19 protein-coding genes are annotated in these 14,070 nt (G+C 54.8%); 13 read left to right on the forward strand and 6 right to left on the reverse strand.

What is annotated here, in order from left to right; all coding sequences use genetic code 11:
• Nucleotides 1-5: 5 nt before the first annotated feature.
• A complete protein-coding gene (locus ACU6TU_RS02645; protein WP_447143043.1) occupies nucleotides 6-233 on the reverse strand; it encodes a LysR substrate-binding domain-containing protein in 228 nt (75 codons plus the stop codon).
• A 121-nt stretch (nucleotides 234-354) separates the two neighbouring features.
• Here ACU6TU_RS02645 and ACU6TU_RS02650 point away from each other — a divergent pair, with 121 nt between their 5' ends.
• Both ACU6TU_RS02650 and ACU6TU_RS02655 read left to right on the forward strand, forming a co-directional pair.
• Nucleotides 355-1,569, forward strand: a complete 1,215-nt coding sequence (locus ACU6TU_RS02650; RefSeq protein ID WP_447143044.1) for a YbfB/YjiJ family MFS transporter — start codon at nucleotides 355-357, stop codon at nucleotides 1,567-1,569.
• Entirely contained in the window at nucleotides 1,569-2,171 is a 603-nt protein-coding gene (locus tag ACU6TU_RS02655; protein WP_447143045.1) for a glutathione S-transferase N-terminal domain-containing protein, read from the forward strand. Before ACU6TU_RS02650 ends, ACU6TU_RS02655 begins: the two co-directional genes overlap by 1 nt.
• Before the next feature lie 31 nt (nucleotides 2,172-2,202).
• Here the strand turns inward: ACU6TU_RS02655 and ACU6TU_RS02660 are convergent, their stop codons facing one another.
• Nucleotides 2,203-3,096 carry a LysR family transcriptional regulator gene (locus tag ACU6TU_RS02660; RefSeq protein ID WP_447143046.1) on the reverse strand — a complete coding sequence of 298 codons (894 nt, stop codon included), beginning with the start codon at nucleotides 3,094-3,096 and terminating at the stop codon, nucleotides 2,203-2,205.
• 149 nt (nucleotides 3,097-3,245) lie between these two features.
• On the opposite strand from ACU6TU_RS02660, the gene trpB reads away from it, so the two are divergent.
• The 4 genes from trpB (at nucleotide 3,246) to ACU6TU_RS02680 (ending at nucleotide 6,686) form a co-directional block, all read left to right on the forward strand.
• Complete coding sequence (trpB, locus tag ACU6TU_RS02665) at nucleotides 3,246-4,475, forward strand: tryptophan synthase subunit beta (RefSeq protein WP_447143047.1); 1,230 nt, start codon at nucleotides 3,246-3,248, stop codon at nucleotides 4,473-4,475.
• A 14-nt stretch (nucleotides 4,476-4,489) separates the two neighbouring features.
• Complete coding sequence (gene trpA / locus ACU6TU_RS02670; RefSeq protein WP_447143048.1) at nucleotides 4,490-5,326, forward strand: tryptophan synthase subunit alpha; 837 nt, start codon at nucleotides 4,490-4,492, stop codon at nucleotides 5,324-5,326.
• A 70-nt stretch (nucleotides 5,327-5,396) separates the two neighbouring features.
• Nucleotides 5,397-5,963, forward strand: a complete 567-nt coding sequence (locus tag ACU6TU_RS02675; RefSeq protein ID WP_447143049.1) for a pyridoxamine 5'-phosphate oxidase family protein — start codon at nucleotides 5,397-5,399, stop codon at nucleotides 5,961-5,963.
• A gap of 45 nt (nucleotides 5,964-6,008) precedes the next feature.
• The gene (locus tag ACU6TU_RS02680; RefSeq protein WP_447143050.1) at nucleotides 6,009-6,686 is read left to right on the forward strand and encodes a hypothetical protein; all 678 of its coding nucleotides are present in this window, start codon (nucleotides 6,009-6,011) and stop codon (nucleotides 6,684-6,686) included.
• Between the two features lie 80 nt (nucleotides 6,687-6,766).
• Here the strand turns inward: ACU6TU_RS02680 and ACU6TU_RS02685 are convergent, their stop codons facing one another.
• Complete coding sequence (locus tag ACU6TU_RS02685) at nucleotides 6,767-8,203, reverse strand: alanine/glycine:cation symporter family protein (RefSeq protein WP_447143051.1); 1,437 nt, start codon at nucleotides 8,201-8,203, stop codon at nucleotides 6,767-6,769.
• Between the two features lie 338 nt (nucleotides 8,204-8,541).
• On the opposite strand from ACU6TU_RS02685, the gene ACU6TU_RS02690 reads away from it, so the two are divergent.
• Together ACU6TU_RS02690 and ACU6TU_RS02695 are read left to right on the forward strand one after the other, a co-directional pair.
• Nucleotides 8,542-8,769 (forward strand): hypothetical protein, encoded by a 228-nt coding sequence (locus ACU6TU_RS02690; protein ID WP_447143052.1) that lies wholly within the window; start codon nucleotides 8,542-8,544, stop codon nucleotides 8,767-8,769.
• Nucleotides 8,770-8,903: 134 nt separating this feature from the next.
• Nucleotides 8,904-9,239: a zinc ribbon domain-containing protein YjdM gene (locus ACU6TU_RS02695; RefSeq protein WP_447143053.1), complete on the forward strand. Its 336-nt coding sequence runs from the start codon at nucleotides 8,904-8,906 to the stop codon at nucleotides 9,237-9,239.
• Nucleotides 9,240-9,295: 56 nt separating this feature from the next.
• Here the strand turns inward: ACU6TU_RS02695 and ACU6TU_RS02700 are convergent, their stop codons facing one another.
• Nucleotides 9,296-10,351, reverse strand: coding sequence for a nucleoside monophosphate kinase (locus ACU6TU_RS02700; protein WP_447143054.1), 1,056 nt, complete (start codon nucleotides 10,349-10,351; stop codon nucleotides 9,296-9,298).
• 297 nt (nucleotides 10,352-10,648) lie between these two features.
• Between ACU6TU_RS02700 and ACU6TU_RS02705 the strand changes: the two genes are divergently transcribed.
• From ACU6TU_RS02705 to ACU6TU_RS02725, 5 genes are all read left to right on the forward strand, one after another.
• Entirely contained in the window at nucleotides 10,649-11,200 is a 552-nt protein-coding gene (locus tag ACU6TU_RS02705) for a hypothetical protein (protein WP_447143055.1), read from the forward strand.
• A gap of 213 nt (nucleotides 11,201-11,413) precedes the next feature.
• Nucleotides 11,414-11,908: a hypothetical protein gene (locus tag ACU6TU_RS02710; RefSeq protein ID WP_447143056.1), complete on the forward strand. Its 495-nt coding sequence runs from the start codon at nucleotides 11,414-11,416 to the stop codon at nucleotides 11,906-11,908.
• 183 nt (nucleotides 11,909-12,091) lie between these two features.
• Nucleotides 12,092-12,439, forward strand: a complete 348-nt coding sequence (locus ACU6TU_RS02715; RefSeq protein WP_447143057.1) for a DUF3024 domain-containing protein — start codon at nucleotides 12,092-12,094, stop codon at nucleotides 12,437-12,439.
• Nucleotides 12,440-12,656: 217 nt separating this feature from the next.
• On the forward strand, nucleotides 12,657-12,908 hold the full coding sequence (locus ACU6TU_RS02720; protein ID WP_008984295.1) for a type II toxin-antitoxin system Phd/YefM family antitoxin: 252 nt from the start codon (nucleotides 12,657-12,659) through the stop codon (nucleotides 12,906-12,908).
• A complete protein-coding gene (locus ACU6TU_RS02725; protein ID WP_447143058.1) occupies nucleotides 12,898-13,182 on the forward strand; it encodes a type II toxin-antitoxin system RelE family toxin in 285 nt (94 codons plus the stop codon). The genes ACU6TU_RS02720 and ACU6TU_RS02725 overlap by 11 nt, the downstream gene beginning before the upstream one ends.
• A 212-nt stretch (nucleotides 13,183-13,394) precedes the next feature.
• Here ACU6TU_RS02725 and ACU6TU_RS02730 read toward each other — a convergent pair whose 3' ends face one another.
• Together ACU6TU_RS02730 and ACU6TU_RS02735 are read right to left on the reverse strand one after the other, a co-directional pair.
• Nucleotides 13,395-13,682, reverse strand: coding sequence for a type II toxin-antitoxin system RelE/ParE family toxin (locus ACU6TU_RS02730; protein WP_447143059.1), 288 nt, complete (start codon nucleotides 13,680-13,682; stop codon nucleotides 13,395-13,397).
• Nucleotides 13,675-13,896 (reverse strand): TA system antitoxin ParD family protein, encoded by a 222-nt coding sequence (locus ACU6TU_RS02735; protein ID WP_447143060.1) that lies wholly within the window; start codon nucleotides 13,894-13,896, stop codon nucleotides 13,675-13,677. The genes ACU6TU_RS02730 and ACU6TU_RS02735 overlap by 8 nt, the downstream gene beginning before the upstream one ends.
• Between the last annotated feature and the right edge of the window lie 174 nt (nucleotides 13,897-14,070).

The raw sequence follows: 14,070 nt of genomic DNA on the forward strand, positions 1-14,070 counted from the left end.
TAGCCTTATGCCGCTACTTCCCCGCGCAACGTATCAACAAAACGCGCCAGCGCGGGTGACCAGGTGGCAGATTCCGGCGTAACAAAATAGGTATCGATATTGGCAATGGCGGAAGGTAGCGCCAGGTAATAGATGCCAAAGCGATGCTGGTGCGCCTCCACCGTGACGCGGGGAAGTACCGTGTAGCCCATTCCGGCAACGGCCATAAACAGCCGCAGCGATTTCAATTGCATACCCATCCCCCTTCAGATAACCGTTATCTTAAAAAAAGATAGTCGTTATCATTATAAATCGTTTCTAAGAAATTTACGTTGTGGGTAGGCTAAGAGTAATCCTCTCCGCCAAGGACACGACATGATTAACCGCAACGATCTTCCCGCCCTGAGTACCGGGGTGATGGCGACCCTGGCAGGCATTGGTATCGCCCGGTTTGCCTATACGCCGTTACTTCCCGCCCTGATCCAGGAAGGCTGGTTCAGCGCCAGCCAGGGGGCTTACCTGGGGGCGGCGAACCTGTTGGGTTATCTGATTGGTGCTCTGTCTGCCCACGCGCTTAGCGAGCGCTTTTCCGTGCGCGCAGTGATGGGAGCCTGCTTCTCGGCAATTGCTCTGAGCTTTTTTTTCTGCGCGGGAGAGGGCAGTTTCAATGGATTCTTTTTCTGGCGTCTGGTCTCTGGTATTGCCGGAGCAATCCTCATGGTGGTGGGGCCATCGCTGGCGTTATCGTCAACGCCGCCTGAAAGGCGCCCCAGCGTTGGGGCGCTTGTGTTTACGGGGATTGGCCTGGGGGCGCTGCTGTCGGCATCGGTGGTTCCCTGGCTGCTTGAGGTCAGCCTGATGGCGACCTGGAGTACCCTGGGGCTGCTTTGTGTGATGGCAGGGCTTTTATGCGACCGGGGTGTTACCCGCCTGGCGTCACCGCCAACCCCTGGCCCGGCGGTGTCTGGCCAGCCAGGCGATAAGGCAGCCTATGCCGGTGTCAGCGTTGCCGTATTGCTGGTGATGGGGGCTTACGCGTTAGATGCGGTCGGCTTTGTTCCCCATACCGTGTTTTGGGTCGACTACCTCGCCCGAGAAAACGCGCTGGGCCATCAGGCCGCGTCTTTGCAGTGGGCCATCTTCGGCATGGGGGCCGTGTGCGGGCCGTTGGTGGTAGGCGTGCTGGCGCAGCGGGTGGGGTGGCATCGAGGTCTGACGATTGCCTTTCTGGCCAAGGCGGCGGCGGTGGCGCTACCGGTATTCTCCCTCGCAGTGCTCAGCCAGGCAGTCTCCTCGTTTGTGGTGGGGGCAATGATCCCTGGCATTGTCGCGCTGACCTCAGGGCGGCTTGCGGAACTGGTCGGCCCTGCCGCCCATAAAAAGCTCTGGGGCCAGGCAACCGCTGCCTTTGCGGCGGCTCAGGCGTTGTCTGGCTACGCCATGTCAGCGCTGTATGTCACCTGGGGCACGTACTCGCCGCTGTTTGTCATTAGCAGTTTGATGTTGATAGGCGGCTTTTTGCTGGTGCTGCTAAGCCGTGGTCTGCAGCAGCGTCATGTTCCTCTCTCTGACCAGAAACGGAGACAATAATGCAGCTCTTCCTGAACGCCACCTCGCCCTACGCCCGCCTGGTGCGGATTCTCCTGCTGGAAAAAGGCCTGACGGATAGCGTCTCGCTGAACTGGTGTGACCCCTGGGCAGATGACGAAGCCCTGCTGGCCGCCAATCCTGCCGGTCGAATTCCTGCCCTGGTGACTGACGATGGCACAACACTCAGTGAGTCAGTACTGATCGCGGTTTACCTGGATGGTATCAGCCCCCGCGAGCCGATGATGCCAGCTTCCCGGTTGGCGGAGGTGCTGCATCAGGCCGGGCTTGGGCAAAACCTGATGGACGCCGCCTTCACCACGGTCATTGCGCGAAAACATTACGGCGCTGAGATTGATCAAAGTGAGCTTGGCCAACGACGTCAGCGCGCCATCCAGCGCATAACACAGCAGCTAAGCAACGAGCTTCACGAAAGCCAGCGAGCGCCGTCGATCACCCTCGGGGAAATCGCCACCGCCGTCGCGCTGGATTACCTGGTCTTCAGGTTGCCGGAAGTGAACTGGAAAGAAGAGTACCCAGCGTTACGGGAATGGCATGCCGCGGTGACCTCCAGAGAGAGTTTTCAGCAGACAGCCTTTGGTTAGCAAGCCAAGCTACGTCGATGGGTATTGCCATTTACCCTTTAAGTTCCTTCCTGAGCCAGCTGGCGAGGGCCTCGCTGCGCCTCACGCTGGTTTTCTGGGGTAGCCAAAGGCACAGCCGGGCGGGCGTTTCGATGCTGCCCCAGGGAGCCACCAAACGTCCGCTTTTCAGGTCATCTTCCACCAGTAACCTGGGCGCAATCGCCACGCCTAACCCCGCCAACGCCGCTTCTATCAGATAGTAAAGATGGGCAAAGCTCTGGCCCTGCTGAAGGGCGGTTTCCAGAGCCGAGGGTTCAAGCCCTTGGGCGCTAGCCCATTGTGGCCACGCCTGGGGGCGGGAAGCGGTGGCTAACAGCGGGTTGGCAAACAGTGAGTCGGGGTTGGCCGGTTCGCAATGGCTCGCTAAGCGCGGGCTGACCACGGCGCAGATCTGTTCGGGGGCGAGTTCAATGACCGTCACATCCGTTGGCCAGGGCGGCTCGGAAAACGCCAGGCTGGCGCTGACATCGCTGTGTTGGTTCGGCTGTTCGGTATCGCTCACTACCACCTGAAGTTTCAGTTCTGGCAGATCCTGGTGCAGACGGTCTAACCGGGGGATCAGCCAGCGCGCCAGCAGGCTGCCTGGGCAGGCCAGGGTAAAGGGCGCTTCTTCCACGTCATGCTTGAGGGAAGCGCAACTATCCCGTAGCCGGGTGAATGCTTCACCGACACCACTTTGCAGCTGCTCGCCATGATGCGTCAGCACAAGCCCGCGACCGGCTTTGGCAAACAGCGCCACGCCAAAATGTGCATCCAGACTCTTGAGCTGGCGGCTAACCGCCCCGTGGGTAACGTTCAGCTCATCGGCAGCGGCCGTTACGCTGCCAAGCCGGGCAGTGGCTTCAAAGGCACGCAGGGCACTTAACGGTGGCATGCTGAAAGGCATTGGTTGTCCTGTCTCGGTGGTGTGATACGCATCGCTGTTTCGTCAGTACTGTTGATTTTAACTCACATGTTGACGATATCTTATCGATTTTTATCTTCGCTCGTCTGGCGTACTGTCGTCGCATACTCAATACGCACACCGAGGTTGTCATGAACAAACCACTTAACGTATCTCTCCCCGATGCCAACGGGCTGTTCGGCAGCTTCGGTGGCCGCTTTGTCGCGGAAACGTTGATGCCGCTGATTCTGGAACTGCAGGACGAATACACCGCTGCCAAGAATGACCCTGAATTCCAGCGTCAGCTGGCCTATTTTCAGGGTGATTACGTCGGCCGCCCCAGCCCGCTTTATTTCGCCGAGCGGCTGACCGAACACTTTGGCGGGGCGAGTATTTATTTCAAGCGCGAAGAGCTCAATCACACCGGCGCCCACAAGATCAATAACTGCATCGGCCAGGTGCTGTTGGCCAGGCAAATGGGCAAAAAGCGCATCATCGCCGAAACCGGTGCGGGCATGCACGGCGTGGCAACCGCCACGGTAGCGGCACGCTTTGGCCTGCCATGTGTGATCTACATGGGCGAAACGGATATCGAACGTCAACAGACCAATGTGTTTCGTATGCAATTACTTGGCGCGGAAATCATTCCTGTCACTTCCGGCACCGGCACGCTTAAAGATGCCATGAACGAAGCCCTTCGCGACTGGGTCACCAACGTTGACGACACCTTTTACATTATTGGCACCGTGGCCGGGCCGCACCCGTATCCCGCCATGGTGCGCGATTTCCAGGCAGTGATTGGCCATGAAACGCGCACGCAGATGCTCGAAAAGCAGGGCCGCCTGCCGGATTCGCTGATTGCCTGCGTGGGCGGCGGTTCCAATGCGCTGGGGCTGTTTTATCCGTTCATCGATGACGCGGATGTGCAGATGATAGGCGTCGAAGCGGGCGGCAAAGGCATCCTGAGCGGTCAGCATGCCTGTAGCCTGAACGGCGGCACGCCTGGCGTCTTGCACGGCAACCGCACCTATTTACTGCAAAACGAAGATGGTCAGATCACCGACGCCCACTCGATTTCTGCCGGGCTGGATTACCCCGGCATCGGGCCAGAGCACGCCTGGTTACATGAGCAGGGGCGGGTCGAGTATGTATCCGCCACGGATGATGAAGCACTGGAAGCGTTTCAGCTCTGCTGCCGCCAGGAGGGGATCATCCCCGCTCTGGAAACCGCCCACGCCCTGGCCGAAGTGGCCAAGCGTGCGCCCACGCTGCCGCGTGAGCACTTGATGGTGATCAACCTCAGCGGACGTGGCGATAAGGATATGAAAAGCGTGGCCGAGCATCTCAGTGACAAATACGCCATCAACCCGCAATCCGCGTGAACCAGGAGGCTGCCATGAATTCCCCCACCCGACTTGATCAATGCTTTGCTACGCTCAAACAGCAAAACCGCCCGGCACTGGTCAGCTACCTGACCGCTGGCGACCCGGACGCTGAAACCTCAACGCGCCTGCTGGATGGTCTACCGGCGGCAGGCGTGGACATCATCGAACTTGGCATGCCGTTCAGCGACCCCATGGCCGATGGCCCCGCGATTCAGAAAGCCGCGCTGCGTGCCCTGGGCAACGGCCAGACCCAGGCGAAAACGCTGGAGATGGTACGCCGTTTTCGCGAACACAACCGCACCACACCCATCGTACTGATGGGCTACTACAACCCGATTTACTGTTACGGTGTTGAACGCTTCCTGGCCGATGCCGCCAGTGCCGGTGTCGACGGTCTGATCGTAGTGGATCTGCCGCCGGAGCACGACGAAGAACTCTGCCAACCGGCGGCCCGCCACGGCATTGATTTTATTCGCCTGGCAACGCCCACCACGGATGCCAAACGGCTACCCAAGGTGCTGAATAACGCCTCCGGCTTTATCTACTACATCTCGGTGGCGGGCGTGACCGGTGGCAATGCCCCCACGCCGGAACGCCTGGAAAGTGCGGTGGCCAACCTGCGTGAACACACACCGCTTCCCATTGCGGTAGGCTTTGGTATTCGCACGGCAGAACAGGCCGCCACGATTGGCCGCTACAGCGATGCGGTGGTGGTCGGCTCCGCGCTGGTGGATTGCATTGAATCCGCCAGCACGCCAGATGAAGCCATTGAGCGGGTGCATGGTTTGGTGGGGGAGCTGGCCGAGGGTATCCGGGCATGTCGGGAAGCGTGCGAGCTGGTTGGCTAATTCCCTGGCTGACGCGCTAAGCTATGCATGGTTTTGTTTTATGAAGTAGCTTTTATCGAGGAACCAGCGCATGCATAACCCTCACCCTTGGGCAGAAGAACTGCCGCGACTCCATGAACATCTCTGGTCGCGGCTGATCCGAGGCGTGCACGATCGTCATGCCCCGGCGCGTCACCCGGTTTTGGCCACTGTCAGCTCCCAGGGAGAGCCGCAGGCCAGAACTGTGGTGCTGCGCGAAGCCGATAAGCAGGCCGCCACACTGACGTTCTACACCGACCTTCACTCAGCCAAGGTCCTGGAATTGACGAACACACCAAAGGCTTCGCTACATATCTGGGATGCGTCCGCGCATCTACAAACCCGTATACAAGCAGACGTCAGCATTTTAAGCGGTGATGACGTCCGCGAGCGATGGAAGAAAGTTCCCGAGCACTCTCGCAGCGCCTACAGCACAGGCTCGGCTCCCGGCCAGCCGATTGCAGACTCTCTGGCGTATACCAAAACGCCTGATCCAGCAGCCTTTGCGGTTCTTCATCTGAAGGTTCAGGCGATAGACGCTCTGCATTTGGGGTCATACCACCGTCGCGCCAGGTTCCAGCGTATAGATGATTGGGCCGGGCAGTGGCTGGTACCATAACCGGGTACCTGAAAATCAATCCATACGCCTAAGGGGCGCGTTACCTTGCAGCATGATCATCTGCTATCACTGAGCCATCATCATCCCGTTGTCATCGAAGGCATGGGTGGCTTTGACACCCGCGACCCAGCGCCGGTTGCTTCCCGTATTGTCCAACGGCTCAACGCGCACTGGGAGCAGAAGCCAATCACCCAACCGCCTTTGATCGTGATACAAGGCGATCCGCTGGAAGCCCGAGGTATCTCGGCCATTACACCCCTGGTGGCAGCAGAGTTAGGCGCGTCACGCGGGCTTGTTTGCCTGGATGAAAGCATCGCCGACTACCATGCGCCGAACGCCGACAGAAATAATGTGATTGTGGAAGTTCGCTATTCCCAGCTTGCCGCTATTTTGAACCACAATCGGTCAGGCACTCTACAACGCCTTGAAGCTCAGGTTGACCGCTATATTGGCGAGAAAAACCTTCAGCGCCGCGCCAAGGGTAAACCCCCGTTGAAAGACTACTTTCGTGATTTTGCATTGCTACAGGAAGTTACCAAGGCTGCCTGTCATCAGCTATCCGGCGGCATTACTGTGGCGCATACGTCCAGTGAGATCCACCCGTTCTCGGTGACCAGCTTTTACACCGTCGGCATCGAACTGGGGCTGATGGGGACGGATGATATTGTCACTTACCGTGACGATATACCCGTCGACAAAAGCCGATATCAGGAACAGTCATAAAAACGGTCATAAAAACAGCCGCCATAAAAAAGCCCCCGCTCACTTCTGTGAGCGGGGGCTTTACGCTAACGCGGAGCGCTTTAGTTCTTTTCTTCCTGGTGATGGGCCCAGGCTGAGTGGTCAATATCCAGATCCGCATATTGCTCTGAATTCAACACCGGAAGATGAACGCCCTTGGCAAGCTGAGCGCGAAAATCCTTGATCAAACGCAGGCAGATCGGCAACAGCATCATGATCGCCACCAGGTTGACTAACGCCAGCAAGCCCATCATCGGGTCTGAGAAGAAGAACACCGCGGTTGCACCGGGTGCAGCAGCGCCCAGGAAGACAACCGCGATAACAACAACCCGCAGGACCTGAATGGCCATCGGGTGTTTCGTCATGACCGCGACGGCATTCTCGCCGAGATAGTAGTTGTAGATAATCGAGCTGAAAGAAAACAGCAGAATCATGAATGACAGCAGATACTGCGTCCAGTCACCGAGATGGAACGCGATGGATTCCTGAGTGAGTACCACGCCATCAATCTCATCGGCACCCGGCACATAGACGCCACCGAGCAGAATCACAAACGCCGTGCAGGAACAGATGATCATGGTATCAATGAACACTGAGAACGACTGAGTGATCCCTTGGCTAACCGGATGGCGCACATCCGCAGCGGCTGCCACGTTGGGCGCTGAGCCCAGGCCCGCCTCGTTGGAAAAGAGCCCGCGACGAATACCATTCGCAATGGCAGCGCCCATACCGCCGCCTACCGCTTCTTCAAAACCGAAGGCATTGGACACGATACTGGCGATGACGCCAGGAATCTCAGTGATGTTCATAACAATGATCAGGACTGCCATCAGCAGGTAAATCACTGCCATGAATGGCACGACAATCTCGGAAATTCTGGCAATACGACGAATACCGCCAAACACAATCACCGCGGTGACGGCAGCTAATAGCCCGCCGGTAATATAGCGGCTGATCCCCAGGCTGCTTTCGACAGAACCCGCTACCGTATTGCCCTGAAAGGCGTTAAACCCCAAGCCAAAGGCAGTCAACAGACAGAAAGCATAAAACACCGCCAGCCATTTATATTCCGCTCCCAACCCGTGAATAATGGAATTCGCTGGCCCGCCGCGAAAGGTCCCATCCGGCTGACGACGCTTGAACAGCTGGGCAATGGAGCATTCCACCAGACTGGTGGCCATGCCGATCAATGCTATGGCCCACATCCAGAACACCGCCCCAGGGCCGCCCAGGCTAATCGCAACAGCGACACCGGCTATATTCCCGCCGCCAACGCGGCCACCAACGGAAAGCATCAGCGCCGCACGTGCGCTAACGCTATTCGGGTCAGAGGATTCCTTATCGCCGGTGAGAACACCGAACATACGTTTGAAGAACCTGAATTGCACAAATCCGGTCATCAAGGTGATGAACACCCCAAAAATGACCAGCATGGGCACCAGTGCCCACCCCCATGTCAGGTCGCCTAGCAACCCGAAAAAACTCTCGATTAATCCCATTTGTTTAACTCCAGCTGTCCGTTGAGATTGTGCGTAAACAGGTGTCAGGCAAGAGCACATCTCGCATTATTGTTTTTTAATAAGCGGTGCACACACTAAAGTATATCGCCATGTTTGGTTGAAAGGTAAGAATTCCTACTAACGGCTTTTTATTCAAATAATTGATTGTCATATATTTTTTTACGATATGGGCGGTCGGATAAAAAGTAACCCAATGCCAGATCACAAAATATCGATGGAAAAGATCAAATAATATAAGCGTTCTTTTATCTAGCTTGCCAGGGTGGCACACTAAAACAGCACCACTAATTTTCCGTTCATGGACAAGGAGAGACGATATGGGATTGGGTGACATGTTAGGCAAAGTGGCCGATACCTTTGGCGGCACAGATGAGCTTGTTTCAAAAATCAGCGACAGCGGGATTGACCTATCCGCGTTGACCGAAATGGACGCCGATAGCGTTACTGGGCTGCTGGAAGGGCACGGAATAGATCTTTCCATGCTGGAAGGGCTTGGCCTCTCGGTGGAAGATCTGATTGAAAAGGTCAAAGAGTACCTGGGCTGATAGAAGACACCCCCGATAATGCTTAAACACAGGCGCTTCCATCGGCGCCTGTTTTATCGACACCAACGGCATTCGCCAGACAAGCCAAGGCCCAGTATCATAGCCCGCTCATTTGATTACAGAAGCCACCTTTTATGTCATGCCCACCTTGCCCGAACTGTCAGTCTGAATTTGTCTATCAGGATCAAAGCCTGTTCATTTGCCCGGAATGTGGCCACGAATGGAACCCCGCCGAGGTTGAGGCAGAAGACACCGTGGCGGTGAAAGATGCCAACGGCACCCTGTTAACGGAAGGCGATAAGGTCACGCTGATTAAAGACCTGAAAGTCAAAGGCAGCTCGCAGGTGCTTAAAATCGGCACCAAAGCGTTGATCAAGCGGCTACAGGACAGCAAGGATCATCAGCTGGACTGCAAGGTCGACGGTGTTGGCGATATGATGGTTACTGCTGCATTTGTGAAAAAAGCCTGAGCCAATGTGCGCTCTTTCAGAAAGAGCGCACCGCGTTACCTAAAAACCTGGGCGGCTCAAGAGGCCGGGTAGGGTTTCAACCCCAGCAGTATCTCTGCTTTCTTAGTTAAAGGCTGTTCCAGTCGCTGTGAGTCCGTAAAAGGCGCTAACTGCTCACGAAACTGTTGGTAAACCGCTTGGCGATCCTGGCTGGTATCGATTTCGATACATTTACCTTTGCCCTTGAAGAGTTCAACGGTCGGCAGGGTTTCTTCTTTAAAGGTATTAAAGCGCAGCTTCATTGCCTCGACGTTGTCGTCTGCCCTATCAGAGTAGCGAGCGCGACCCAGAATCCGCTGTTCAAGAACCTCATAAGGGCATTCAAGGTAAAGCATGGTGGGCAATTCCATCTCGTGCCCAAATACCGTGTACCAGGCGTCCAGGTTGGAAAGCGAGCGCGGGAAGCCATCAATCAAGAAATTGCGTTTGCCGGTAGTGCGAGTGGTCCGCTCCATGGCCTCTTTCAGCAAGCGCACCACGATCTCGTTGGGCACCAGTTTACCCGCGGCGATATACTCCTTGATAACGTCGGTTGTCGGCCCACCGGCCTGCTGCTCGGCGCGTAACAAATCGCCGGTAGACAGATGTGTCCAGCCTAGCTGAATCTCTGCCAGCTCACACATGGTACCCTTACCCGCGCCTGGGCCACCCAGGATATAAACCACATTGGGTTCCGGGCAGGGCTCACGCGGGTCGACATGATGGATGACTACCTCAGGCGCGGGAGCAACGCCCATCTTGTAGACGTTCCAGGGGCGATCCGTGGGCGGCAGCGTATCTTCGCAGGTGATTTCATAAGCAAGATGGCCATCAAGACGACTGATGCGCCAGGAACGGTAACTGTTCGAATAGGAAATGGCAGGGCTTCTGGCGGCCTTGCCGTCGGCGCGATCCCAGGCCATCTTGCCGTTCCAGAACCCTATGCTTGAAACAGTGCCGGACTCCGATTTGGCCGGGGGCGCCGTCGAAGGTACATACAGGCCATCAACTTCCGGCAAACCGGCGCCGCGGATCTCGATAAACAGGGTGTTGGTGGCATCGGTATTGGTCGTATCTGGTGTCGCTTCAGTCATGGTATCTCCCAAGGGTAGTGGTGGATGCGAGGGAGCGTTTGCTGACAAAAGCGACCCCGAACAGGCAGCGCATAATAGCGCCATATTCTCGTGAATCAGGCGGCGAGACGTTTCGCAACCCAGAAAATTTTCGCAAACCCTGTGTTTTTAAAGGTACAAATATTGATAAGAATAATACGCTGATATATTCAAGAGTCCAATCTCGCCCAGCGGCATAACAAAGTGGGGCTTTGACCTTGATAACACTGACCGGCGAAGCGCCACTGACTTACTATTTCAGATGATTAGAGAGCTATCATGGACGTAAGAATCAATACACAAGAACAGATCCTGAAATCATTTTCGCGCTGGCTGCCGATGATCCTCGTCATTTTTCTTGCCTATGGCGCGGTAATGGTCGGGTTTGCCATTTGGGGGCTCATGCAATTCTTTGGAATGGAGCAGGGCATGGCGCGCAACGCAGGGCTTCCGGTTGGCGCAATGCTGCTCGTCGCCTTTGCCTACGTTTACCTGAAATGGCTGGTGAGGACACTTTCTGACTATGAGCTGTCCTTAAAGGACAAGGTGTTACGGGTGAAAGGGATCTCGGGTCGGCGAACCATTGAAAACGCGCTGCTAGTCAGCGACATCAAAAAAATCCATATCGGTATACACGACCATTCCATGGAAAAACCGTCATCCGGGCAGCGCGGCGCGAAAAGCAAAGCGGCGTCACGGATGATGTTTATCCTCAACGATGGCGACTACTTCAAGCTGGATTTCGCCATGAACGCCTTTGATAACACCTCCCTGTACGAGTTTCTGGCGGCCATCAAGCACAAAGGCATTGAGGTCAATGTCCGGGAGTAAACGGCCCATTCATACAAACGCCGAGTCAGCCCGTAGGCTCACCCTTGGTTTTCAACAGCGCTCAAGTAGGAAGAAAACACTAGCTTGAAGGGGAAATTCATTAAATTCACTAATACTTAATCATGGGTCATTTGATGTGGTTGGAAACGGCGATTTGAGTTACCTTGAATGAATCAGGCTCTGCTGATGTAACCACATGATGAAGGTAGTGACATGTCTAATATAATTGCTTCGTCGATTGACTATATTGTCATGGAGTTAGAGCGGGAGGGCAGCGTTTACTCTCTGATTGAGCAGGGCTGCATCGATGAAAGCTACCTGAATGAAATCATTGATAGCCTCTCCAGGCTGAGAAGCACAAGCCGCCGCATACATGATAACGACAACTACAACATGGAAAATGCGTCGAGCGATGTCTCCAAACTGCTGGATTGCATGGCCTCAGCAGAAGCCGCGATTTCCATGCTGGAATTTCACATCAACCAGCTGACCAAAGGCGCAGGCCCCAATCCTGCCGACCCTGGGTTGATTAAACAAGCCAAGAAATTTGTCCTTAATACACTGAAACCCTGGATCTCAAGTGTCAGTAAAGGCGTTTGGGCACTCATCCAGAAAATCACCAGTTTAAAAAACTGGAAAATCTCCGGCGATCTAGGCGGTGTTGCGTTTGGCTTGGCAAAAGCCCGAGTAGAAATCAGCTTCGGGTAAGGTGTCTCTTCCCAGCGCACCCCCACCTGATGACTTTTCCACCGCGTCCCCAACGTTCGCAGGAGTCATGTTGTATTGTTCAAATTCGCCAAGCTCTCTTTCACCGCTGTTGTGAAAATCATTGCAGGAATGACGGTGAGACGTATCACTCCTCTACCGGGATGTTAGTGAGAAGGGATTTAAATGGCATTGAGTGAGTTTGAAACAAAAAAGATTGAACGAGCCGCTTCGGTTTTTCTGGAAGCGAAGCGACCGCCAGCCCATCTTCGTTCCAAGGTGGATTTGGACGTTCGCGCTTCTGGCCAAAGCGTGCAGATTGTCGAGATTCGCCCACACTTTCGTGATCCGTCCACAATCATGGAAACGCTGGTGGCAAAAGCTACCTACGTGAAGAAAACCCAACGCTGGAAAATCTACTGGATGCGTAGTGACCTAAAATGGCATCTGTATACGCCAGAACCTGAGTCACGCTCCATTGAAGAGTTTTTTGCTATCGTGAGCGTTGACAAAAATTGCTGTTTTTTCGGGTAGTTGCGTAGGGCGGCTTCGCGAAGCAAGCCACCAACTCGCCGCCAGGCGAGCCGCGGTGGCACCGGGGGCACCGGGGGCAGCGATGCCCATTACATTGCGCCTTTGGCTACATTCCATGGGCGCGCATGCTGCAAACGTTACGCCTACAAGCTCGTAGCGCCTGGCAATAATGTGGACTAATATATGACCATAATTTAGATCTAAATAGAGGTTTTTTATGCGTCAGGTATTAGCGGATTTTTCTGTAAGTATCTCAGAGTTAAAGAAAAACCCCTCAGCCTTGCTTTCCCAGGCTAGTGGTTCACCTATCGCAGTGCTAAATCACAACAAGCCAGCTGCTTACCTGATTCCAGCGGAGACCTACGAGGCTCTGATGGACATGATCGACGACTATGAACTCGCACAGCTGGTTGAGGAGCGTCGTGGAGACAAAGATCAGGCGATAACGGTGTCGTTGGATGACTTATAAGCTGCGTTTTCTTCCGGCTGCGTTGAAGGAATGGGAAAAGCTTGGTGCGCCGATCAGGAGCCAGTTCAAGAAGAAGCTGGCAGAGCGGTTGGAAAATCCCAGAGTGCCTGCTGATAAGTTAAGTGGCTATGACTCCGTTTACAAAATTAAACTACGCTCTGCTGGTTACCGGTTAGCTTATGAGATTGTTGACGATGAGCTGTTTGTGTATGTACTTGCCGTAGGCAAGCGGGAAAAGGGCAAGGTTTACTCGTCTCTCAAAAAGCGAACGTGACATGATGCATAGCAGGCATAACCGGAACTGGGCGTTAATCAGCACGACGTATTAAAAAAAGCTACCGCCTTCTTTGCCCGCAAACTGAAGTGAGGTATCGCTTGGTTCGGCAGTTGCAACAGAAGGCTTATTCGGTGGCGTACGTTTGTCGGCTGCTGGGCTTTGCCGGGTGTTATTGCGTTGCTGCCTATAATCACTGGCGTTGCGGCTTGCTAGCGTTGCTTGATGTCGCGATAAAAATTTTCGTGGGAGCGCAAGGCGAGGAGTTCGAGCACGAGGGCGCCATCATCAAAGCTATAGCCAAGCAGCGTCAGTTGCTTGTTCATCTTGAATTTATGCACGCGTAAAAAGGATAGGTTTCCCTTTTTCTGCTCCCCAAGCGCCGGGTCGTCCATCAGCGCCTTGACGGCTGCATCAAGGTCTTTTTTCTGATGGGCTTTGAGCTTTTTTACCGCTTTCTTAAAGGTTGGGGACTGTAAGACGTGAGTGGCTTTAGCCAAAATCGTAGGTCTCCAGCTTCCCGGCGTCGCGCTCAGCTTGTGAAATAATGGCCTGCTTGACAAACTCATAGGGGAGGTCGGGGTTGTCTTCCATCATTTCACCGATTTTTGCCCAATGCTCAATCTGTTTGGGAGGCGTTCGATTAAGTGCCTTCGCCATAATCGTGGCTTTTTCGATAAGCTCTTGATCCAAGCGTACGCTACCAGTAGCCATTGTTGGTGTCCTTTAAGAAGTTTTCCAAATTGTAGCGATCCGCCACAAATGAAGCAAATTGCAACAAAAAACGCTTCCCAAGCTCGGTATTGTAGGGTGGCTTCGCGAAGCAAGCCGCCGACTCGCCGCCAGGCGAGCTGGGTGGCACCATCGAAACGGTGGATTACGTCACCG

The sequence above is a fragment of the Halomonas sp. LS-001 genome (assembly GCF_052983955.1).